This window comes from Streptococcus sanguinis (genome assembly GCF_050234405.1).
GTDB classification, from domain to species: Bacteria; Bacillota; Bacilli; order Lactobacillales; family Streptococcaceae; genus Streptococcus; species Streptococcus sanguinis_W.
Window position 1 is genome coordinate 102,975 of record NZ_CP092117.1, and the last position, 22,026, is coordinate 125,000.

A 22,026-nucleotide genomic window follows, 5' to 3' on the forward strand; every position below is an offset into this window, starting at 1 on the left:
GATTAATCATGTCAAACTTACAAACTTATATCAAAAATACTTATTCAAAAAATCTTGCTGATTGCAGCAACGAAGAACTCTATCTGGCTCTTTTAAACTACACTAAATTAGCCAGCGCTCAAAAGCCGGTCAACACTGGTAAGAAAAAACTCTACTACATCTCAGCTGAATTCCTGATTGGTAAACTCTTGTCTAACAACTTGATCAACCTTGGACTTTACGATGATGTGAAGCAAGAATTGGCAGATGCTGGTAAAGACTTGATCGAGGTAGAAGAAGTTGAGTTGGAGCCGTCTCTGGGTAACGGAGGTTTGGGACGTTTGGCTGCCTGCTTCTTAGACTCTATTGCGACCTTGGGTCTTAATGGTGATGGTGTAGGACTGAACTACCACTTTGGTCTCTTCCAACAGGTTTTGAAAAACAACGAACAGACAACAATTCCTAACTTCTGGCTGACTGAGCAAAACTGGTTGGTTCGCTCTAGCCGCAGCTACCAAGTGCCATTTGCTCACTTCACTTTGACATCTACTCTTTATGATATTGATGTGCCAGGCTACAAGACAGAAACTAAGAACCGTCTTCGTCTCTTTGATTTGGACTCAGTGGATGCGGATATCATCACAGACGGTATTGACTTTGATAAGACAGATATTGCCCGCAACTTGACCCTCTTCCTCTATCCAGATGATAGTGACAAGCAAGGGGAATTGCTCCGTATCTTCCAACAGTATTTCATGGTTTCAAATGGTGCTCAGCTGATTATTGACGAAGCGATTGAAAAAGGCAGCAACCTGCATGATTTGGCAGACTACGCTGTCATCCAAATCAATGATACCCACCCATCTCTGGTTATCCCAGAAATGATTCGTCTCTTGACAGAGCGTGGTTTGGATCTGGATGAAGCAATTGCCATCGTACAGAAGATGACTGCTTATACAAATCACACGATTCTGGCAGAAGCTCTTGAAAAATGGCCTCTGGAATTCTTGAAAGAAGTAGTGCCGCATCTGGTACCAATCATCAAAGAGCTTGACAAGCGCGTGAAAGCTAAATACGCAGATCCAGCAGTGCAAATCATTGATGAGCACGATCGTGTGCACATGGCTCACATGGATATCCACTACGGATACAGTGTCAATGGGGTTGCTGCTCTGCATACAGAAATCCTGAAAAACTCTGAGCTTAAAGCCTTCTACGATATCTACCCTGAAAAATTCAATAACAAGACCAACGGTATTACTTTCCGCCGCTGGCTCATGCATGCCAACCCGCGTCTGTCTCATTATCTGGATGAGTTGCTGGGCCGCGACTGGCACCATGACGCAACTAAGCTCGAAGGCTTGTTGGAATTCACTGGCGCTGCAAATGTTAAAGAAAAATTGGAAGGTATCAAGGCTCACAACAAGCGTAAATTGGCTCGTCACTTGAAGGAAGCACAAGGTGTGGAAATCAATCCAGACTCTATCTTTGATATCCAAATCAAGCGTCTGCATGAGTATAAGCGCCAACAAATGAACGCTTTGTACGTTATCCACAAGTATCTGGACATCAAGGCTGGTAACATCCCTGCTCGTCCAATCACTGTCTTCTTCGGTGGTAAGGCTGCTCCTGCTTATACAATTGCACAGGACATCATTCACCTTATCCTTTGCTTGTCAGAAGTGATTGCTAATGACCCTCAAGTGGCTCCACACCTGCAAGTAGTTATGGTAGAAAACTACAATGTTACAGCATCTAGCTTCTTGATTGCGGCGGGTGATATTTCTGAGCAGATTTCCCTGGCCTCTAAGGAAGCATCTGGTACTGGTAACATGAAGTTCATGCTTAACGGTGCCTTGACTCTTGGTACTATGGACGGAGCGAACGTTGAGATTGCAGAGTTGGTCGGCGAAGACAACATCTACATCTTCGGTGAAGATTCTGAGACTGTTATTGACCTCTACGCAAAATCTGCTTACAAGTCTAGTGAGTACTATGCGCGCGAAGCTATCAAGCCATTGGTTGACTTTATCGTCAGCGATGAAGTATTGGCAGTTGGTAAAGCTGAACGCTTGAAACGTCTTTACAATGAACTGATCACCAAGGACTGGTTCATGACCTTGCTGGATCTGGAAGACTATATCCAAGTGAAAGAGCGTATGCTGGCTGACTATGAAGACCGCGATGCTTGGATGGACAAAGTCATCGTCAATATCGCCAAAGCTGGCTTCTTCTCATCCGACCGTACTATCGCTCAATACGAAGAAGAAGTATGGCACTTGAATAGCTAATATTCTTTGAATCAAAAAAGCCGAGACAGCAGTGTTTCGGCTTTGATTTTTTAGTCGAAGAAATGAATGAGGATTTAGCTGTTGTGCGGGCTTCTGAAAAGGTGAAAGCTTCTTGGTCTTGTCAGCTTTTTCTTTTCGGTGTATAATAAGTGAAAATATTTCTTTACAGGAGGCGTTCATGAAAAAGAAACCAATTTATCTTTATGTTTTGCTGGTCTTGTCAGCAATCGGAACTTTACTGGGAGTATGGAGCCGTTTTTTCTCAAAGTTTTCTGAGGTAGATTATACACAAATCGGTTTCTCAAAAGAATTGAGTGATCAGACAAATCAGTTTAATAAACTTTATTTTGAATTTCTTCGTAATGGAATGAATATGATGATTTTTTTCGTTATGACGGCTCTGTTAATAGCATCTATCGTCTTTTTGGTTAGAAAAAATCTGCAGATGGCTAATATTAGCTATATCGTTTATATACTAGTCAGTTTGTTATCTCAAGTTTACGTCTATATTTCATCGAAAGGGATTGTTGGCAAGGTATTTACAAGCCCTGAGAACATTGCAACGCATTCAAACAGTCTTCTTTTAGGAACAGTGCTGGGCTTTATTATCAGTTTAATTTATCTTTCCATCGTCGTCTTTAAGCTAATCCAGCAGCAAAAAGAGGCTGAAAAAGCGGAACTAGCTGCAAAGGAATAAAATTTGACAAATAACAGATAAGTGCTTACAATTTTAAGAAGCAATATCTGTTATTTTTTAGAATGGAGAGTAAAATGACAAAGGTTTCCTTGGTTTACATCAGCCTGAGCGGCAATACAGAGAGTTTCGTCCGTCGGCTGACAGACTATTTGCTGGAGCAGCATCCAAGCCTAGAAGTGGAGAAGATTCATATCAAAGACATGGTAAAGGAAGGGCAGCCCTTTTTTGAAATGGACAATCCTTTCGTAGCTTTTCTGCCGACTTATTTGGAGGGCGGCAATGGTGTGGACAATGGCGATGTAGAAATTCTGACAACCGATGTGGGGGACTTTATTGCCTATGGTCAGAATGCCAGCAAGTGCCTGGGCGTCATTGGCAGTGGCAATCGTAACTTTAACAACCAATACTGTCTGACAGCCAAGCAATATTCAGAGCGCTTCGGATTTCCGGTTTTGGCCGATTTTGAAATGCGCGGCATGTTGGGAGACATTAAGAAGGTTGCAGGAATTATTGAGGAGCTCTATCACATTGAAAAAAACGAAAACCAGTGAGGTTTTCGTTTTTTTGATGTTCTAAATCAAGCTTACATCTTTTCTGGTGCTTCTACTCCCAGCAAACGCAGAGCTTCTTTGAGGACAACAGCTGTTGAGTAGCTGAGAGCCAGACGGCTGTCACGCTCAGGGCTTTCGTCCAGAATCCGTGTGTGTGCATAGTATTTGTTAAAGGCTTGAGCCAAGCTGATAGCGTATTTGGCAATCAGAGATGGCTCATAGTTATCAGCAGCACGCTTGACAACGCGACCGAAGTCTTGGAGCAGCTTGATAATTTCCCAGCTTTCTGGATCGTTCAGGCTGTACGTAGCCTCTGCATCTGGCTGGAAGTTCGCCTTGCGCAGGATAGACTGGACACGAGCATAGGCATACTGGATGTAAGGGCCTGTTTCTCCCTCGAAGGAAACCATAGCTTCCAGATCAAAGTCGTAACCATTGCGGCGGTCAGTTTTGAGGTCGTAGAACTTAACTGCTCCGACCCCAACTGCGCGAGCAACAGCTTCCTTGTTTTCCAAATCTGGGTTTTTAGCTTCAATCTGGCTCTTAGCCCGGCTGATAGCTTCCAGCAGAGTTGGTTCGAGGAGGATGATGTTTCCTTTACGTGTAGACAGTTTTTGACGGTTCTTAGTCACTAGACCGAAGTCAACATGAATCATGTCGTCGCTCCAGTCAAAGCCCATCTTTTTCAGAACGGCCTTAAGCTGTCTAAAGTGGTTGGCCTGCTCTTGACCTACAACATAGACATTTTTGACAAAGTTGTATGTGCGAGCCCTGTAGATGGCTGTTGCAATATCCCGTGTGATGTAGAGGGTAGCACCGTCTGATTTTTTAATCATAGCAGGCGGAAGGTTAAAGTCTTCCAAGTCTACAATGCTAGCTCCTTTTGATTCCTGTAAAAGACCTTTTTCTTCGAGGATTTGAATCCCTTCGTCCATCTTGTCATTGTAGAAAGCTTCACCATTTAGGCTGTCAAACTCGACACCTAGGAGTTCGTAGATACGGTTGAATTCTGTCAGACTTTCGTCGCGGAACCATTGCCAGAGCTCAGTTGCTTCTGGGTCGCCATCTTCCAGCTTCTTGAACCAAAGGCGGCCTTCTTCATCCAGAGATGGGTCGTTTTCAATCTCGGCATTGATACGCACGTAGAGTTTGAGGAGCTCGTCAATAGGGTTAGCTTCAACAGCTTCCTGGCTTCCCCACTTCTTATAAGCTACCATCAAGAGGCCAAACTGTTTGCCCCAGTCTCCCAAGTGGTTGATTTTGATGGTGTTGTAGCCAATCTTGCGGAAGATGTTGGAAAGAGCATCACCGATAACAGTAGAGCGCAAGTGGCCGACTGAGAAAGGCTTGGCAATGTTTGGGCTTGATAGATCAATGGTGATATTCTGATTATTTCCTTCGTTTTGCTGGCCATAGTCAGCTCCATCTTTGATGACTTCTTTGATGACTTGGCCAGAAATTTCAGCCTTGCTGAGGAAAAAGTTGACATAAGGACCAGTCGCAACGACTTTATCAAAATGCGCTGTATCAATCTTTTCAGCGATATCAGCAGCGATGATTTGAGGAGCTTTGCGCTCAGTCTTTGCCAGAGAAAAGGCTGGGAAGGCGATATCACCAAGTTCAGAGCTCTTTGGCTGCTCCAATAAATTTAAAATAGCGTCTTGATCAAGGCTGTCAATAACCTTGGCCAATTCGCCGGCAATCAACTGTTTGTTATCCATATTTGCTCCTTTGTGTCTTTTGTTATTATTTTATCACATTTTTCAAGGAATCTTCAATTTTTTTGGGAATAATTTTTGGGCTAATAGGAATTTTTCTGATATAATAAGAGGGATAAGAACCTGTATTTATAGATGAGTTTTCCATCTAAATGCTTCCTTCCCTGACACTCTTGGTTAAAGTTTTTTGTTTATTCTCAGTATTCCTGCAAATCTTTGCCTAGATTGATGGAGAAGCAGCCTTTGATCGGATGAAGTGCCCTTCATGAATGCAGCTTCTAATTATTCAATAATGAGGTAAAAATGAGAAAGAATGACCGTCATCAGTTAGTCAAAACGATGATTAAGGAAGAAAAGCTAGGAACGCAAAAGGAGATTCAGGATCGTCTGGAAGCGCAAGGGGTTTATGTAACACAGACTACCCTGTCGCGTGACCTCCGTGAAATCGGCCTGACTAAAGTTAAGAAGAAGGGGCTGACTTATTATGTTTTGGCGCATGAGACTGAAGAGATTGATTTTATAGAGTTTTTAGCCAAGCATGTGGAGAGTGTAGCCAGGGCAGAGTTTAGTCTGGTTCTTCGTACAGGCCTGGGAGAGGCAACAGTGCTGGCCAATGTCGTGGATAGCTCGTTCGATAGCCGCATTCTGGGAACCGTTGCGGGTGCTAATACTCTTTTAGTGGTTTGCCGAGATCAGGCAGCTGCTCAGGAGATTGAGGAGCAAATACAGGAAGTAATGTAAGAATCACAGTTTTTTCAGGAAAAAAATGGAGAGGTTTGAGACGGAAGTCCTGACCTCGTTTGTTTTTAGAAAGGATAGAGATGGCAGTAGAAAAGTTATCGCCAGGCATGCAGCAGTATTTGGATATCAAAAAGGACTATCCAGATGCTTTCTTGCTCTTTCGGATGGGGGATTTCTATGAGTTGTTTTATGATGATGCGGTCAATGCCGCCCAGATTTTAGAGATTTCCCTCACCAGCCGCAATAAAAATGCAGAAAATCCCATTCCCATGGCTGGAGTTCCCTATCATTCGGCACAGCAGTATATTGATGTTTTGGTCGAGTCAGGCTATAAGGTAGCGATTGCGGAGCAGATGGAAGATCCCAAGGAAGCCAAGGGCGTTGTTAAGCGGGAGGTCGTTCAGGTTATCACACCGGGGACGGTGGTGGATTCCAGTAAGCCGGACTCTGCGAATAACTTTCTGGTGGCTTTGGATTACTCAGACGGCCTCTATGGTCTGGCTTATATGGACTTGGTGACCGGTGAGTTTCAGGTGACCAGTCTAGAGGACTTTGCCTTGGTCTGCGGGGAAATCCGCAATTTGAAAGCTAGGGAAGTGGTGCTGGGCTATGCCTTACCAGAAGCTGAGGAGCAGGTCTTGGCTGGACAGATGAACCTTTTGCTGTCCTATGTACAGACGGCTTTGGAAGATGTACAGCTGCTGGGAGAGGAACTGTCTCCTATGGAGCGTCAGGCAGCGGGGAAATTGCTGGAGTATGTGCACCGGACCCAGATGAGGGAGCTCAGCCATTTGAAGAAGGCCCATCATTATGAAATCAAGGACTTTCTGCAAATGGATTATGCCACCAAGGCGAGTCTGGATTTGACAGAAAATGCTCGCTCGGGCAAGAAGCACGGCAGTCTTTATTGGCTGATGGACGAGACCAAGACAGCCATGGGCGGCCGTATGCTGCGCTCTTGGATTCAGCGTCCGCTGATTGATGAAGCGCGAATTAGCCAGCGGCAGAATGTCGTCGAGGTTTTTCTGGATTATTTCTTTGAGCGTAGTGATTTGACGGAGAGCCTCAAGGGAGTCTACGATATCGAGCGGCTTGCTAGTCGGGTTTCTTTTGGCAAGACCAATCCCAAGGATCTGCTGCAGCTGGCAGCTACATTGGGCAATGTGCCTCAGATTAAGGCTATTTTGCAAGGAATTGGCAGTCCGCATCTAGCTCGTTTGATTGAGGGCTTGGATCCTATTCCAGAGTTGGCGGGCTTGATTAGCTCAGCTATTTCGCCGGATGCACCCCATATCATCACTGAGGGCAATATCATTCAGACAGGTTTTGATGAGACTTTAGATCAGTATCGGCTTGTGCTGAGGGAGGGGACCGGATGGATTGCGGAGCTGGAAGTTAAAGAACGTGCCAATTGCGGCATCAGCAATTTAAAGATTGATTACAACAAAAAAGATGGTTACTACTTCCACGTGACCAATTCCCAGCTGGCTCATGTGCCTAGTCATTTCTTCCGCAAGGCGACCCTGAAAAATTCGGAGCGTTTTGGAACGGAGGAGCTAGCTCGGATTGAGGGAGAGATGTTGGAGGCGCGTGAAAAATCTGCTAATCTGGAATACGAAATTTTCATGCGGATTCGCGAGGAAGCTGGCAAATACATCCAGCGCTTGCAGGCCTTGGCACAAACGTTGGCAGCTGTAGATGTGTTGCAGAGCTTTGCTGCGGTGGCAGAACAGCAGCATTTGGTGCGCCCTATCTTTACTGGGGAGCGCCGTCTGCAGATTGAAAAAGGTCGGCATGCTGTTGTGGAAAAGGTCATGGGAGCCCAGAGTTACATTCCAAATAGTATTCTGCTGGACCAGGAAACGGACATCCAGCTGATTACCGGGCCGAATATGAGCGGGAAATCGACTTATATGCGCCAGCTGGCTATCATCGTCATTATGGCACAGATGGGTTCTTATGTGCCTGCTCAGTCTGCCAGTCTGCCTTTATTCGATGCGATTTTCACTCGCATCGGTGCAGCGGATGATCTGGTGTCTGGCCAGTCCACTTTTATGGTGGAGATGATGGAGGCCAATCGTGCCATTCGGCAGGCCAGCGAGCGTTCGCTCATTCTCTTTGATGAGTTGGGCCGTGGGACGGCGACTTATGATGGGATGGCGCTGGCTCAGGCTATTATCGAGCACATTCATCATTATACTGGAGCCAAGACCCTCTTTGCCACTCACTATCATGAGCTGACAGCCTTAGAGGATAGCTTGGAGCATTTGGAAAATGTCCATGTGGCAACCTTGGAGAAGGACGGACAGGTGACTTTCCTGCATAAGATTGAGCCGGGTCCGGCTGACAAGTCCTACGGGATCCATGTGGCTAAGATTGCCGGACTTCCTGAGAAATTACTGGAGCGGGCGGATAGCATTTTGAGTCATTTGGAGAGTCAGGATACAGCACTAGGCTCAGAGCTTCATGCTGCATCCAGACCGAAGCAGTCACAAGTGGCTGAGCAGATGTCTCTTTTCGCAGAAGGAACGGAAAATCCAGTCCTGACTGAACTACGAGACTTGGACATCTATAATATGACTCCCCTGGAAGTCATGGCGGCGGTAGCCGAGCTCAAGAAGAAGTTGTAAAAATAAAGAACAGACTTGTTAATGCCTCAAGTCTGCTCTTTTTATTTCTCACGATTTGCTAGACAAACCGCTATTGATTTTTTGAATGTTGCGGTAGGTGTGGTAGTAAATGACGCCTGAAATGATTAGATAGATAAGGGTGAATTCCCCGACGGCGGTCAGTGTCAGGCTGAGTATTTTTTCTCTTGGGAAAAATCCAGCTAGGTTAGCTAAAAGTGCAAAGGTCAGAATCATCACACCATAGTGGCTGACAATGGAGCGCAGGATGCTCCAGTCTCTTTGGAAGAAGCTTCCACTCCATCTGAAAATAGCTCCCATGATAAACCAGATAAGCAGGCAGTAGAGCATGATGAGGGAAACATGAACATGCTGGCTCAAAAAGAAGTGGCCGATAGGAGAGCGAGGGTGAAGCGGTAGATAAGCTGGGTTGTAAAAATAAGAAACAATCATGGAGAAGAAGAGACCGATGAAAATCCCTCCAATCCCTCCGAAAAAGAGTTCTTTAAGACGAGTTTTCATAATTGCAACCTTTCTTTAATGGATTTGAGATAGCGGCGGGACGAGTATGTCTGATCGCCGTTTTTCAGAAATATTTGAATCAGACCATTTGGAGTCAGCTTGAGGTGGCTGATTTGTTGGCTATTGATAATCTCCGATTGAGAAATCTGCAGGAAATAGTCCGGCAGGATCTGCAGCAATTGATAAAGAGGTTGTTGAGCTCGATAGCTGTCTTTTGCTGTTCGGACTCGGATCTGGCGATTTTCTGTATAGATTCGCTGGATTTCTTTAGCATCCAGCAGATAGATGTCGTCCTCTTTCTTGACATGAATCTTGTCTTCTTTGCCTAGATGTTGAGCAAAGTGGACCAATTCCTGAATGCTTTCTGTCATGAGGCGAGCCTCAATGCTGACGGAGTCTTCGGTGACTTGAGAATCGATTCTTAGCTTAACTTTCATAACTTCCTCCTTTCACCTTTATTAAACCGCAACCAGGCAAAGAAAACAAGCCCTTTTGCCTATGTGGCAGCTATTTGTGTCTATATGGTTTGGCTGGCGGACAGAATGGTCAAGAAAATGCTGCCCTCTGATAGAAAGAGCCCAATGTGTTATAATAGATAGCAGAACAACTACGGAGAAAATGATGTCAAAAATTATCGAACTTCCAGAAATTCTGGCCAATCAGATTGCGGCCGGTGAAGTCATTGAGCGGCCTAGCAGCGTGGTCAAGGAGCTGGTGGAAAATTCAATTGATGCGGGTGCAAGTCAGATTACCATCGAAATCGAGGAGGCCGGACTCAAGAGTATTCAGGTGACAGATAATGGTGAAGGCATAGACCACGAAGATGTCCCTCTGGCCCTTCGACGCCATGCTACCAGTAAAATCAAGAAGCAGGCGGATCTCTTTCGGATTCGAACACTGGGTTTTCGTGGTGAGGCCATTCCTTCCATTGCTTCTGTCTCGCGTTTTACCATTGAGACAGCGACTGAAGCCGGCCAGCACGGGACTCTACTGGTTGCCCAAGGCGGTGAGATAGAAGAGCACGAGCCTACTAGCAGTCCGCTAGGAACGAAAATCAAGATAGAAGATCTCTTCTTCAATACTCCGGCTCGTCTCAAGTATATGAAGAGCCAGCAGGCAGAGCTGTCCCATATCGTTGATGTGATTAATCGGCTCAGTCTGGCTCATCCGGAAGTGGCTTTCACCCTTATCAGTGACGGCCGCGAAATGACACGGACTGCCGGCAGTGGCAATCTGCGTCAGGCTATTGCAGGAATCTATGGTCTGGCAACAGCCAAGAAAATGGTGGAAATTTCTGCTTCAGATCTGGACTTTGAGGTGAGCGGCTATGTCAGCTTGCCTGAGCTGACTCGCGCCAATCGGAATTATATTACGATCCTCATTAATGGCCGCTATATTAAGAATTTCCTGCTCAATCGTGCTATTTTGGATGGCTACGGCAGCAAGCTGATGGTAGGACGCTTTCCACTCGCGGTCATCAATATTCAGATTGATCCCTATCTGGCCGATGTCAATGTCCATCCGACCAAGCAAGAGGTGCGGATTTCTAAAGAGCGGGAACTCATGGCCTTGATTTCGCAAGCCATTGCAACCAGTCTCAAGGAGCAGGATCTTATCCCGGATGCTTTGGAAAATCTAGCCAAATCAACTGTTAAGCGTGCGACTAAGCCCGAACAGACCAGCCTCCCGCTGAAAGAAAATCGCCTCTACTACGATAAGGAGCAGAATGACTTCTTCCTCAAGCCACAGGTGGCCGAGCAGCAGTTATCCTTCGAAGAGTCAGCAAAGCCTGTTCATGAAGCGACAGATGAAAAGGTAGAACCGCAATCAACTTCGGTCAAATTTGCAGAGAGAAAGCCAGTTAGCTATGACCAACTAGACCATCCAGAGCTAGACCAGGCCAGTCTGGAGCGGGCTGTGGATAAGTTGAAGCAGGAAGAGAAGTCAAGCTTCCCAGAGTTAGAATATTTCGGCCAGATGCATGGCACTTATCTCTTTGCTCAGGGCAAGGGTGGTCTTTACATTATTGACCAGCATGCTGCCCAAGAGCGGGTCAAGTATGAGTATTATCGGGAGAAGATTGGAGATGTGGACAATAGCCAGCAGCAGCTCTTAGTGCCCTATATTTTTGAATTTCCAGCGGACGATATGCTGCGGATCAAGCAGCGGATAGAGCTGTTAGAAGACGCTGGCATCTTTTTAGAAGAGTATGGAGCCAATCAGTTTATCCTCCGTGAGCATCCCATTTGGTTCAAGGAAGAGGAGATTGAGGCAGGCATCTATGAGATGTGTGATATGCTTCTCCTGACCAAGGAAGTTTCCATCAAGAAATATCGAGCAGAGCTAGCTATTATGATGAGCTGCAAACGCTCCATCAAGGCCAATCACAGTCTGGATGACTACTCTGCGCGTGACTTGCTCTTTCAGCTGTCCCAGTGTGACAATCCCTACAACTGCCCACACGGCCGACCGGTCTTAGTCAACTTTACCAAGTCGGATATGGAAAAAATGTTCCGCCGCATTCAGGAAAATCATACTAGCCTGCGGGAGTTGGGGAAATACTAAACTCTATAGAAGATCAAACAGCCCTAGTCATAGAACTAGAGCTGTTTTGAATTTTTGAGCTGAACTTGCGTTCCAGCAAGCAAATCAGCTGGATGGCGTTTGTCCTTGCGAAGTAGTCCCATCAGCAGAAAGATCAAGAAGAGAATCCCTGCTGAAGTTGACAAGAAAATTGACAAAGCATCTGCTTGATAAGCACTACGGATAGCTCCCATATGCCCCAGCTGCCAAGGGAAAAGCTTGATAGTAGAGCGCAAAAGGCTGTGGGAAAGGCTCCTATGTTTGTAAACCAATTGTAAACCTGCCCAACGCTTGCCAAAACTGCCTTTTCTATAGTCTAGCCAAGCAAAGATGATAGTTAGAGGCAGGACTGAGCTAGAAAAAGCCAGAAGCTGGCTCTGAGCTTCAGTGAATACAGGAATGCCTCCTAGAACCAGATTGTAAAAGCCCATAGCTAGTAAAAAAAGAGAAATGAGGTAGCCTGAGATGAAGAGCCAGTCTCCAATCAGCTCTTTCAGACGAGTTTTGACAGGTATGGGATTGTCAATTTTTAGTTTCATCTTTAGCACCTTCTTTTTTAGAATCCTCATCAAGGCCTATAACCTTGTCTAGGTATTTTTCCTTAATCTTTAGCGCCTTGTTAATAGCTATTGCGGATGCGATTAAGAGGAAAAAGGTCAACCAGACCAGGGCAGTGAATTTTGCTGGAAAGCTAGAACCTGCGAAAAAGAGAAAGATAGCCAAGGCTGATACAAAAATATACAAAACCTGCCAGAAGCCATAAGATTTCACTTCCTTGTAGTAGCGATCTTTTTCGTCTTCTGAGAGGACGGGTTTTATTTCTGGCTTGTCGCTGTCTTCTAAAAGCAGATAATCTGTCGTCACTTGGAAAATCTTGCTCAGCTCTACAATTTTTTCCAGTTCTGGCAGCGCTTGGCCAGACTCCCACTTAGAAATGCTCTGGCGAGAGACATTGATTTGTTCAGCCAGTTTTTCTTGTGACCAGCCTTTTTCTTTTCTTAGTTCAAATAATTTATCAGCGAGTTTCATTATCGCAGCCTCCTTTTCTTTGCTAACTCTATCCTAACAGCTTTTAGTTATCTTGAGAATACAGCTTCCTGTACATTTTGTCAACCGCTGGTTGCACTTCTGTTTGCAGTTTCCAGACAGAAAATATGATATACTAGATAAGCAAAATGATACAAAAAGAAGGAAGATTATGTACGAATATTTTAAAGGAATCATCAGTAAAATAACAGCCAAATACATCGTATTGGAAGTCAACTCTATCGGCTATATTCTTCATGTGGCCAACCCTTATGCTTACTCAGGGCAGCTTCATCAGGAAGCTAAGGTCTATGTGCACCAGGTGGTGAGAGAAGATGCGGAGCTCCTTTACGGCTTTGCGACTGAGGAGGAGAAGCAACTCTTTCTCAGCTTGATTTCAGTCTCAGGTATTGGCCCAGTGTCTGCTCTGGCTATTATTGCGGCGGATGATAATGCTGGCTTGGTGCAGGCTATTGAGCAGAAAAATATCACCTACCTGACCAAGTTTCCTAAGATTGGCAAGAAGACAGCCCAGCAGATGGTGCTGGACTTGGAAGGCAAGGTGGTGGTGGCAGATGGTCCGGCAGAAAGTAAGGCGCCCGTCCAGACTGTGGATAATCAGGAGCTGGAAGAAGCCATGGAAGCCATGCTGGCTCTGGGCTACAAAGCTGCTGAACTCAAGAAAATCAAGAAATTCTTTGAAGGAACGACGGATACAGCTGAAAACTATATCAAGTCAGCTCTTAAGATGTTGGTGAAATAATGGGGATTGCTCGAATTAGTTATGCTGAAAGCAAAAATGTTAACAATAATATAGCCCTAAGATTTAGGAATGGTGAGATAGAAGATGTCTGGCTAGACTGTAAAACTTTTCCTTTGTATTGTAAATATTGTGAACAAACTCAAACGGAATTATTTTTACATATGTCGTCTCGATATGGTCAAGTAGGACCGATTCCTTGTGAATTTTGTAATCGTGATATAACGGTTGTAGATAGTGATACTTATGTTGATGGAATAGAGGTGAGTGGTGAGTCCTGTTCCTTTCAACAACTCTATTTGTTAAGTGCAGACTACATTGGATGGTTTGAAGAATGGTATGGTATAACTCTGGCCTCAGAAAGTTTATTTGAAAGTTGGACTGATTGGATGTCTGTAGATCAGCTTCGAGAACAGATTGAAACATTAACTGGAATAGAAACAGATAGTCAAGCAAGGTATCAAACAGATGAGAAATTTAACCCTCTGCCACCAGATATTAATCGTTGGATCAATTTATTAGATAGGTCTACGGTTCCCTTACCTAGCTATGTTTTAAAGATTGGAGAATAACATGACCAAACGCTGCGGCTGGGTAAAAATGAACAACCCCTTGTATGTGGCCTATCATGATGAGGAGTGGGGCAAGCCTCTCCATGATGATCAGAAATTATTTGAATTGCTCTGCATGGAGACTTATCAGGCTGGACTTTCTTGGGAGACCATTCTGAATAAACGTCAGGCTTTTCGGGAAGCTTTTCATTTCTATGATGCCCAGAAAATTGCTCAGATGACGGATGCGGATCTGGATGATTTGTTGGGCAATCCCGACATCATCCGTAACAAGATGAAAATTTATGCAACTAGGGCTAATGCCCAAGCTTTTTTGGCTGTTCAAAAGCAGTTTGGCTCTTTTAATGACTATATCTGGTCCTTTGTAGATTTCAAAACGATTGACAATGAAATTTTGGACTACGAGGAAGCGCCAGCCAAGACAGAGCTGTCAGAAACTATGTCCAAGGCGCTGAAAAAGCAAGGCTTCAAATTTGTTGGTCCTGTTTGTGTCTATTCATTCCTAGAAGCAGCTGGCCTTATCAATGACCATGAAAATGATTGTGACTGGAAGTAGAACGATGAAAACAAGAAAATCTCAGCTTATTTTTATTTTTCTATATACCATTTTATTCCTAGATAGAGGTTTGCAGTTTATTGGACAAAAATGGCTGAATTATCCAGTATATTTCCTTTTATTTGTTTTGGGAATTTTAGATTATCGGGAGGAATTGCAGAAGCAGTTTTCTATGATTCTGACTGAGAAGAAGGAATTTCTGAAAACGATTTCCTTATATATGTTTTTTGTTTTCCTCCTGTCTATTGCTTGCAACCTGCTTTCAGCTTTGATTAAACAGAGTCTGGGGTTGCCACTGCAGGGACAGAATGAAGCCAATATTCAAGGTGTGCTTTTAGAAAATCCTTATCTGTTCTTGCTTGTTGGTTGTTTTATTGGACCAGTTGTGGAAGAACTTTTCTTCCGTCGTTTTTTCCTAGGAACCTTCTTGGCAAAATTCTCCAATTGGATAAGTATTGTGTTAACAACCTTTCTATTTGCTACTCTTCATATGCACAGCTGGTCAATGTCAGAGTGGGTGACAGCCATTTCCTATATTGCTGGAGGTTTTCTTTTCTCGCTTCTGTATCTGAAAAAAGACAAAAACATCTGGTATCCAATTACCCTCCATTGTTGTAATAATATCTTTGCTTTCATCATTACTTTATTGACCATAATTAAATGAAAACCTAGAAGTTCCAGACCTCTAGGTTTTTTATTATTCTCTTTATCTCCTCATTCTCCTTTCTGCATCCAAATCTTTTCCTTGATAAAGATGCGCAGCTCATAGAAGAGCATAAAGAGCGTGGAGATGAGGAAGCCAGCCATAAAGATATGGTGCAAGTAAGCGAAGACACCAATATAAACCAAGATGGAAAAAAGGTAGAGAATGACTAAATAATGCCATTTTTTGGCCTTGCTATCTTCGATAACCTTTTTCTCCAAACGCTCATCCTCCTTGATGAGTGTGTCCAGACTGATATCAAACTCCCGACTGATAGAGATGAGATTTCCAATATCAGGGATACCTTTTTCGCTTTCCCAGCGGGCAATGGCGGAGCGGGAAACCTTGAGCCTTTCTGCCAAAGCCTCCTGAGTGAGTTGATTTTGTTGACGAATATCTTTGAGAACTTGTGAAATTTTCATGATGATCTCCTTTCTTTAAATAAAAATATTTAGATGATTTCCTTTTTTCATCTTTCTTATAAACAAAGTATAAATTTCTAATTATCTTTTTATATTTTCTTAAATGCTCGTAAAGCCTTATTCTATGTGCTTTCGAGTATTTTTACTGTAGGAAGATACTTCACGTTTCTTTGCATATTTCCTCATGTCTTAGCTGTCAGAAGTGGTAAATAAGTAGTAAATTCATTTGTACTACTAAGCAACAAGACGCTCCTGTTGCTTCTCTTTATTCAAGCGTTTCATTTCTGCCATTGCAGAATCGAATGTTGCATGTGCGTAATAGTTCAGCGTCATGGCTATATTAGCATGTCCCATAATGTACTGTAATGCCTTTGGATTCATTCCTGCATTTGCATAGTTGGTACAGAATGTATGTCGCAAACTATGTGGAGTGATGTGTGGCAATTTATCCTCGTTATACTTATTGTATTTCTTAACAAGACCTTTCATCATGCCGTTGTAATCACTTGCCACTTTTGGATAGTTCTTTCTATTAAGAAAGAGGAAATCACTATATCCATCAATCTCAACACGCTTATCATTCTTTCGATTCGCTAACACTCGCTTAAATGCTTGATAGGCTTCTTCAACCATAGGAACTTGACGTTCGCCACTTTTGGTCTTTGGTGTTTCAATGTAGTACCCAATTTCAGTATCTCTCAATAGCTGATGGTCTATATTGACAAGACGATTCTCAAAATCTAAATCTGGAAGTGTCAAACCACCAAACTCTGAAATACGAAGACCTGTTTTTAAGAGTATCAGAATTTCATCATAATTTTTGCTGTAGGTTTTATCAGCTTTTGCAAAGGCTAACAGTTTTTCTTCCTGTTCTTCTGTTAGTACGGTCTTAGGGACAGTATCATCATCAAGAACTGCTTTCAGTTGAAAGTCAAATGGATTCTTCCGAACACAATCATCTTGTATAGCAATATAGAATGAAGCCTTTAAAGAACGTTTGTAGTTATTGATGGTTTGATAAGCATAACCATTTTCACTCATTCTAATAGCCCATTCTTTAGCGTCTGATGGCTTAATACTGTCAATACTTCTTACACCTAACTTGTCTTTCTTCAAAATATCCATAAGATATTTGCGTCCAGTTTCAGTGTTTTTTCTAACCTTTGGTCTTTGAGCGTTCTGTTTTGCGTAAAGCTGGCAGAGTGTCATTTTCTTTCCTACAACATCAATACCATCATGAATGTCTTTCTGTAACTCTGCGATTTTCTCTCTAAGTGAGATACAATCACGCTTTCCTGCTGGTACTCGGTCTGTAGCCACAAGTTTCCACGAGTAAACAAATTGCGGTTCTCCAAATGAATCTATATATTTGTATAAGTATCTTCCGTCTTTTCGTTGGCTCTCTCCAGTCTTTAAGATTCGACCTTTATTGTCACGTCTTTTTTCTGACATGGCATTTGCTCCTTTCCTTTATGGAAAGAGCCTTGATACGACTTAATACTATTTTATCATATACAAGACCCTTTGGCGACGCTAGATTGCGTCCAATGTATCTATAATTTTTTCAAATTGTTTTCGTTTAATCTGAATACGATTGCCATTCATAATCAGCCAATTTGCATTTTTATTTTCCTCTGCCAAGCGTCGTAGCTTGTTTTCGCCAATACGAAAATATTTTGACGCTTCTTCAATGGTTAGGGTATAACGTTCCCAAATAGGAATGTCAGTCTGCTTCATAAAATCCTCCTTTCCAAATCACTTATTTGGATTTCATAAAAGTTGTTTTACCAGCAATCGAACAGCTTTAGCAAAGCTCACGGGAGTTCCACCCCTGCATGGTTCTCATGTAGCCATACTCATTGCCTGCGACGGTTTTATCACGCTCGGACTATTGACTGTATGGGAGTATCATTATCACGATAAGAATGTCGTTGCAGGCAATCCTGCTAAAGATTGCTTCTCGGATCACTAACATGAATCGCTCGCTATCTTTATAAGATAGGTCATGGCGGTTAGTTCCGTTGGCTCTTTTCTTATCGAAACGTATTCGATTACTTTTATTCAGTTTTCAAAGAACAATGGCTCGTTAGCCTATCAAAACACATTGAAAGCTCAATATGCTTTGGTGGAATAACAAACCTCCCTGTTCGGGAAGCGTGGAATGGTTTAGCACGCTTCCACGAAAGGAGAGAGGATATTACTTAATTTCAAATGACAAAATCTTTGTAATCAGTCTGGTTTCCATTCTTCCACGTAAGACTTCATCAACGACCATACTTTGATTGCCATATTCATCTTTCATAAGTCGTAGGGAACGCTTCGTTATGTACCCTCTGTAATGATGTAGAATCTGGTTAATCGCTTCGGTATCGCCATCTGTTGCCTTTACAATGAGAGGAAAGGGAATCATAGGATATTGTGTTTTCATTCTTCAAATTCCTCCATAAACTTTTTAATTAAGGCTAGTCCACTGGTTCTATGCCGATAGACAGTAGAACGGTTCAATTTCAACAGGTCTGCAATTTCTGAATCGCTCATGTCCATAAAGTAAAACAGCAGTAGAATTTCACGTTTCTTGTCTGGCAACTCACGTAATGCTTCACTCAACAAATCATTTTCAACGCCTACTGATAACCCATTGAGTGTAAAAATCTGAAAGTCAGTTGAATAGTTATCTGTTGTCGCAAACTGGCTAACAAGATAATCGCCAACATCCGAAAAGGACACCTCACGCTTTGCAATCCTTGAAAGATAAAGCATATAATTCTTTCGCTCGTCTTCCATAGCACGTTTACAGATATAGTCAAACTGATTTTCTATTGTGGTCTGAAAAGAAGATGGTTTCATGTTTCTCACCCCCTTTCTGTCTAGGAAAGGAAGTGAGCCTTGCTCGTTTATCTCCTTTCACTCTTAGTCCCAATGTGAAAGGGGGATTTGTTGCATTACTGATAAATAAACTTTGTAAAAAAGTTCTGAATAGCCAAAAAAGCATATAAACAGATTTATTTCTCTGTTTACATGCTTCTGTTATTCTATCTATATGATTTATAAAACCACATTGGTGGACGTACTTATCTATTGCAGATAGACGACTTTTTTTGACAAGAACCCAATGTAAGGAAATTTATTGTATATGATGTACTTCATGGCGACGTTGACCTCCAACAAACCGCCATTTGGAAGTAATATACAATATTTTAACAGCGTAAATAGCACTACCATATAACGGTTTTTTTTATTGGCGTTTAGTAGTGCTTTTTATTAAATATAAACCTATAAACCATATAACACGTTTTTCTATACCTGTTTTTAATTCAGTAGGAACAATAAAATGTATAGAGGTGGTCTACTATGCGTAAAAAAGAAGATAAATATGATTTTAGAGCCTTTGGTTTAGCCATTAAAGAAGCTCGATTGAAACGAGGTTTAACTCGTGAACAAGTGGGAGCATTGATTGAAATTGACCCACGGTACTTAACTAATATTGAAAATAAAGGGCAACACCCCAGCATACAAGTTCTTTATGACCTTGTATCGTTACTTCATGTTTCCGTTGATGAATTTTTCTTACCTGCTAATAACTTGGTAAAAAGCACCCGACGATTACAGATAGAGAAATACATGGATAGCTTTACAGACAAAGAACTATCCTTAATGGAATCTTTAGCCAGCGGTATCAACGAAGCAAGAAACATCGAAGACTAATTAAAAGAATCCATACATAACGGAAAGAGCCGATAAAATGAGATTGTATTAATCTCATTTTATCGGCTCTGCGTCTTTGCGTCTGGCTCTGTAATCACAGTTACTTTGAACTGCTTTATTTCAATTAAATTTTCTTGTCTGCATTTCGGACAATAGAGGGGGAATTTTTTTAATTCAGTATCTTCCCTTATCTTTAATCGTGTTTTATTTCCACATACAGGACACAATATCCACTTGTAGTTTATAATAACTATCTCCTCCTTTACACTTTAATTCAAATCTTTATTAAAAAATATTTCATCTTATTTAACAAGAAACCATATTTATATAACAACATAAAATACACTAAGTTATTTTATTGAACATATATCGTACTTTATCTATCCGACTATTTGGACGACGGGGCTGGCAAACAGGTTCACCGGTAGTAACATGGTACCCTTTTAACTCTGTTAAACAAACACTACGTCCATTTGTAAAGAAAGTTAAATCACTACGATATTCTTGAATACACCGAGCAGGGATTTCTCCACTAAGAATGACCTCATTATTTTTCAATTGAGTGTCTACGATGTTCGCACAATATTTAGGAGCATCGTTGTATGCTCGTGAAAGATATTCCTGTGGCGCATAAATTTTAAAACTAAGATATGGCTCTAACAATTCTGTTCCAGCTTTTTTTAAGACTTGTTCCAATACAATAGGAGCAAGCATCCGAAAATCTGCTGGGGTACTAACAGGGCTATAGTATAAGCCATACTTAAAACAGATTTTACAGTCCGTCACATTCCAACCATACAATCCTTGTTCACAGCCATAGCGTATCCCCTCCATAACTGCATTTTGAAACGATTGATTTAAGTATCCAAGAGAAACCGAGCTCTCATACTGCATTCCACTTCCCAACGGAAGCGGTGATACAGATAAACCAATGGAAGCCCAGAAAGGATTTGGCGGCACTTCGATGTGAATGGTATATTCTGCATTTTTTAACGGTCTCTCCATATAAATGACTGTAGGCTCTTTTAGTTCTATCTCCACATGATACTTTTCTTGCAACAGTGCACTAATCACTTCCATTTGTACTTTCCCTAAGAAAGAAAGTATAATTTCATGTGTCGTAGAATCCACGTAATATCGTAGAAGCGGATCACTATCTGAGATTTCCAAAAGGGCATCAAGCAACATTTCTCTCTGTTCAGGTTTACTCGGTTCAACAGTTGTTTGTAGTAGAGGGTGCGGATTTTCAATCTTTTTTCTCTGTGGCAATAGTTTTGTATCTCCAAGAACACTATTTAACTTCAAAAACTCATTTTGCAAAATAACAATTTCTCCAGAATAAGCTCTATCAATCTTACATAATTCACCATTTATTGAAGTATACATTTCTGTAACTTTTATTTTTTCTTTTTCTGATACTCTAACCGAATCTCGTAAATGTAGTACTCCACTATAAAGGCGTATATATGCAAGACGTTGTCTTTTTTTTGTATATTCAATTTTGAAAACATTTCCGCAAAGTTCAGACGGACCTCGATGTGTTGATGAATAAAATTTATTAGTAATAACTTCTATAAGGTTATCAATCCCTATATTACTTTTTGCACTTCCATGATAAAGAGGGAACAGAGAACAATTCTGAAATCTTATGCTTTCCTCTTGTTCGAGTTCCAATGCTTCTAATGATTTACCGGACATATATTTCTCTAAAAGGTCATCGTTTCCCTCTATTACCGTATCCCATTGTTCAGATTCGGTAAAGTTCGTCACACACATATTAGGATACAGTTCTACCTTCTGTTTGATTACAATTTCGGCAGAAAGTTTCTCTTTAATATCCTGATAAACCGTTGATAAATCAATTCCATTTTGGTCAATCTTATTGATAAAAAAGATTGTGGGAATCCCCATTTTCCTAAGTGCATGAAATAATATACGAGTTTGTGCTTGTACGCCATCTTTTGCAGAAATCAGTAGAATTGCCCCATCTAAAACTGATAATGAACGATATACTTCTGCTAAGAAATCCATATGTCCTGGCGTGTCTATGATGTTCACCTTCGTATTTTCCCACTGAAAAGAGGTTATTCCTGTCTGAATTGTAATTCCTCTCTGACGTTCTAAAAGCGTATTATCCGTCCTCGTTGTACCTTTGTCCACGCTTCCTAATTCTGTAATCGCTCCACTGTTATATAATAAGCTTTCTGTTAAGGTAGTTTTTCCTGCATCAACATGAGCTAAAACTCCAATATTAATAATTTTCATGTGATTTTCCTCCATTCAAAAACCCAAAAGGGCATAAAAATCCCAGTGATAAATACTTTTATCACTGGGATTTTTATGCATAACCATAGGCATACAAAGCATACAGATATTCTCCGGATACTTTAGAATCACATGATAAAGGTATTCTTAAACTGGGTACAAAAAACTAAGCCCTCCTAAAAAAGGACATCCAATTATTTGTTCCCACTATCAAATTGACAGTTTATTTAAGAATACCTTGCCGCATATTTATTAACTCCTTTTAAATAGATACTTAAATAATAGCACGTAAGAGCATATTTGTAAAG

The 22,026-nt window shown here is 41.9% G+C and carries 23 protein-coding genes and 1 pseudogene; 11 read left to right on the forward strand and 13 right to left on the reverse strand.

The window, feature by feature from the left end; all coding sequences use genetic code 11:
* Positions 1-8: 8 nt before the first annotated feature.
* The 3 genes from glgP (at position 9) to nrdI (ending at position 3,518) form a co-directional block, all read left to right on the forward strand.
* Positions 9-2,270 (forward strand): glycogen/starch/alpha-glucan family phosphorylase, encoded by a 2,262-nt coding sequence (gene glgP / locus MFP28_RS00585; RefSeq protein WP_002907715.1) that lies wholly within the window; start codon positions 9-11, stop codon positions 2,268-2,270.
* Positions 2,271-2,448: 178 nt separating this feature from the next.
* On the forward strand, positions 2,449-2,967 hold the full coding sequence (locus MFP28_RS00590) for an ABC transporter permease (RefSeq protein WP_002907716.1): 519 nt from the start codon (positions 2,449-2,451) through the stop codon (positions 2,965-2,967).
* 62 nt (positions 2,968-3,029) lie between these two features.
* Positions 3,030-3,518 (forward strand): class Ib ribonucleoside-diphosphate reductase assembly flavoprotein NrdI, encoded by a 489-nt coding sequence (nrdI, locus tag MFP28_RS00595; RefSeq protein WP_002899301.1) that lies wholly within the window; start codon positions 3,030-3,032, stop codon positions 3,516-3,518.
* 32 nt (positions 3,519-3,550) lie between these two features.
* Here the strand turns inward: nrdI and argS are convergent, their stop codons facing one another.
* The gene (gene argS, locus MFP28_RS00600) at positions 3,551-5,239 is read right to left on the reverse strand and encodes an arginine--tRNA ligase (protein WP_002907717.1); all 1,689 of its coding nucleotides are present in this window, start codon (positions 5,237-5,239) and stop codon (positions 3,551-3,553) included.
* Between the two features lie 300 nt (positions 5,240-5,539).
* Here argS and argR point away from each other — a divergent pair, with 300 nt between their 5' ends.
* Together argR and mutS are read left to right on the forward strand one after the other, a co-directional pair.
* Positions 5,540-5,977: an arginine repressor gene (gene argR, locus MFP28_RS00605; RefSeq protein WP_002907718.1), complete on the forward strand. Its 438-nt coding sequence runs from the start codon at positions 5,540-5,542 to the stop codon at positions 5,975-5,977.
* 80 nt (positions 5,978-6,057) lie between these two features.
* Positions 6,058-8,607 carry a DNA mismatch repair protein MutS gene (gene mutS, locus MFP28_RS00610; RefSeq protein ID WP_002907719.1) on the forward strand — a complete coding sequence of 850 codons (2,550 nt, stop codon included), beginning with the start codon at positions 6,058-6,060 and terminating at the stop codon, positions 8,605-8,607.
* A 48-nt stretch (positions 8,608-8,655) separates the two neighbouring features.
* Here the strand turns inward: mutS and MFP28_RS00615 are convergent, their stop codons facing one another.
* Complete coding sequence (locus tag MFP28_RS00615) at positions 8,656-9,126, reverse strand: DUF3021 family protein (protein ID WP_002907720.1); 471 nt, start codon at positions 9,124-9,126, stop codon at positions 8,656-8,658.
* Positions 9,123-9,563 (reverse strand): LytTR family DNA-binding domain-containing protein, encoded by a 441-nt coding sequence (locus MFP28_RS00620; protein ID WP_002907721.1) that lies wholly within the window; start codon positions 9,561-9,563, stop codon positions 9,123-9,125. The genes MFP28_RS00615 and MFP28_RS00620 overlap by 4 nt, the downstream gene beginning before the upstream one ends.
* A gap of 184 nt (positions 9,564-9,747) precedes the next feature.
* On the opposite strand from MFP28_RS00620, the gene mutL reads away from it, so the two are divergent.
* The gene (gene mutL / locus MFP28_RS00625; RefSeq protein ID WP_032916160.1) at positions 9,748-11,691 is read left to right on the forward strand and encodes a DNA mismatch repair endonuclease MutL; all 1,944 of its coding nucleotides are present in this window, start codon (positions 9,748-9,750) and stop codon (positions 11,689-11,691) included.
* A gap of 35 nt (positions 11,692-11,726) precedes the next feature.
* Here mutL and MFP28_RS00630 read toward each other — a convergent pair whose 3' ends face one another.
* Together MFP28_RS00630 and MFP28_RS00635 are read right to left on the reverse strand one after the other, a co-directional pair.
* A complete protein-coding gene (locus tag MFP28_RS00630; RefSeq protein WP_002907723.1) occupies positions 11,727-12,248 on the reverse strand; it encodes an RDD family protein in 522 nt (173 codons plus the stop codon).
* Positions 12,232-12,738 (reverse strand): helix-turn-helix domain-containing protein, encoded by a 507-nt coding sequence (locus tag MFP28_RS00635; protein WP_002907724.1) that lies wholly within the window; start codon positions 12,736-12,738, stop codon positions 12,232-12,234. The genes MFP28_RS00630 and MFP28_RS00635 overlap by 17 nt, the downstream gene beginning before the upstream one ends.
* Positions 12,739-12,907: 169 nt before the next feature.
* On the opposite strand from MFP28_RS00635, the gene ruvA reads away from it, so the two are divergent.
* Genes ruvA through MFP28_RS00655 form a run of 4 tightly spaced genes read left to right on the forward strand, consistent with a single transcriptional unit; the run spans position 12,908 to position 15,287 of the window.
* Complete coding sequence (gene ruvA / locus MFP28_RS00640) at positions 12,908-13,498, forward strand: Holliday junction branch migration protein RuvA (RefSeq protein WP_032916162.1); 591 nt, start codon at positions 12,908-12,910, stop codon at positions 13,496-13,498.
* Positions 13,498-14,067 (forward strand): hypothetical protein, encoded by a 570-nt coding sequence (locus MFP28_RS00645; protein WP_002907726.1) that lies wholly within the window; start codon positions 13,498-13,500, stop codon positions 14,065-14,067. Before ruvA ends, MFP28_RS00645 begins: the two co-directional genes overlap by 1 nt.
* Position 14,068: 1 nt before the next feature.
* The gene (locus MFP28_RS00650; RefSeq protein WP_002899291.1) at positions 14,069-14,623 is read left to right on the forward strand and encodes a DNA-3-methyladenine glycosylase I; all 555 of its coding nucleotides are present in this window, start codon (positions 14,069-14,071) and stop codon (positions 14,621-14,623) included.
* Between the two features lie 4 nt (positions 14,624-14,627).
* Complete coding sequence (locus MFP28_RS00655) at positions 14,628-15,287, forward strand: CPBP family intramembrane glutamic endopeptidase (protein ID WP_032916163.1); 660 nt, start codon at positions 14,628-14,630, stop codon at positions 15,285-15,287.
* 50 nt (positions 15,288-15,337) lie between these two features.
* Here MFP28_RS00655 and MFP28_RS00660 read toward each other — a convergent pair whose 3' ends face one another.
* The 5 genes from MFP28_RS00660 to MFP28_RS00680 all read right to left on the reverse strand — a co-directional run bounded on the left by MFP28_RS00660 (position 15,338) and on the right by MFP28_RS00680 (position 18,595).
* The gene (locus MFP28_RS00660) at positions 15,338-15,748 is read right to left on the reverse strand and encodes a helix-turn-helix domain-containing protein (protein WP_002907728.1); all 411 of its coding nucleotides are present in this window, start codon (positions 15,746-15,748) and stop codon (positions 15,338-15,340) included.
* A 234-nt stretch (positions 15,749-15,982) separates the two neighbouring features.
* Entirely contained in the window at positions 15,983-17,200 is a 1,218-nt protein-coding gene (locus MFP28_RS00665) for a tyrosine-type recombinase/integrase (protein ID WP_001291561.1), read from the reverse strand.
* 81 nt (positions 17,201-17,281) lie between these two features.
* Positions 17,282-17,485, reverse strand: coding sequence for an excisionase (locus tag MFP28_RS00670; RefSeq protein WP_000814511.1), 204 nt, complete (start codon positions 17,483-17,485; stop codon positions 17,282-17,284).
* 460 nt (positions 17,486-17,945) lie between these two features.
* Positions 17,946-18,176: a helix-turn-helix domain-containing protein gene (locus MFP28_RS00675; protein WP_000857133.1), complete on the reverse strand. Its 231-nt coding sequence runs from the start codon at positions 18,174-18,176 to the stop codon at positions 17,946-17,948.
* Positions 18,173-18,595, reverse strand: coding sequence for a sigma-70 family RNA polymerase sigma factor (locus MFP28_RS00680; RefSeq protein WP_000804885.1), 423 nt, complete (start codon positions 18,593-18,595; stop codon positions 18,173-18,175). Before MFP28_RS00680 ends, MFP28_RS00675 begins: the two co-directional genes overlap by 4 nt.
* 504 nt (positions 18,596-19,099) lie before the next feature.
* Between MFP28_RS00680 and MFP28_RS00685 the strand changes: the two genes are divergently transcribed.
* Positions 19,100-19,453, forward strand: coding sequence for a helix-turn-helix transcriptional regulator (locus MFP28_RS00685; protein ID WP_001227347.1), 354 nt, complete (start codon positions 19,100-19,102; stop codon positions 19,451-19,453).
* A 59-nt stretch (positions 19,454-19,512) separates the two neighbouring features.
* Here MFP28_RS00685 and MFP28_RS00690 read toward each other — a convergent pair whose 3' ends face one another.
* The 3 genes and pseudogenes from MFP28_RS00690 to MFP28_RS00700 form a co-directional block, all read right to left on the reverse strand.
* Positions 19,513-19,698: a cysteine-rich KTR domain-containing protein gene (locus MFP28_RS00690; protein ID WP_011058338.1), complete on the reverse strand. Its 186-nt coding sequence runs from the start codon at positions 19,696-19,698 to the stop codon at positions 19,513-19,515.
* Between the two features lie 100 nt (positions 19,699-19,798).
* Complete coding sequence (gene tet(M) / locus MFP28_RS00695; protein WP_000691736.1) at positions 19,799-21,718, reverse strand: tetracycline resistance ribosomal protection protein Tet(M); 1,920 nt, start codon at positions 21,716-21,718, stop codon at positions 19,799-19,801.
* Between the two features lie 15 nt (positions 21,719-21,733).
* A pseudogene (locus MFP28_RS00700) lies at positions 21,734-21,781 on the reverse strand (hypothetical protein); the annotation flags it as partial.
* Between the last annotated feature and the right edge of the window lie 245 nt (positions 21,782-22,026).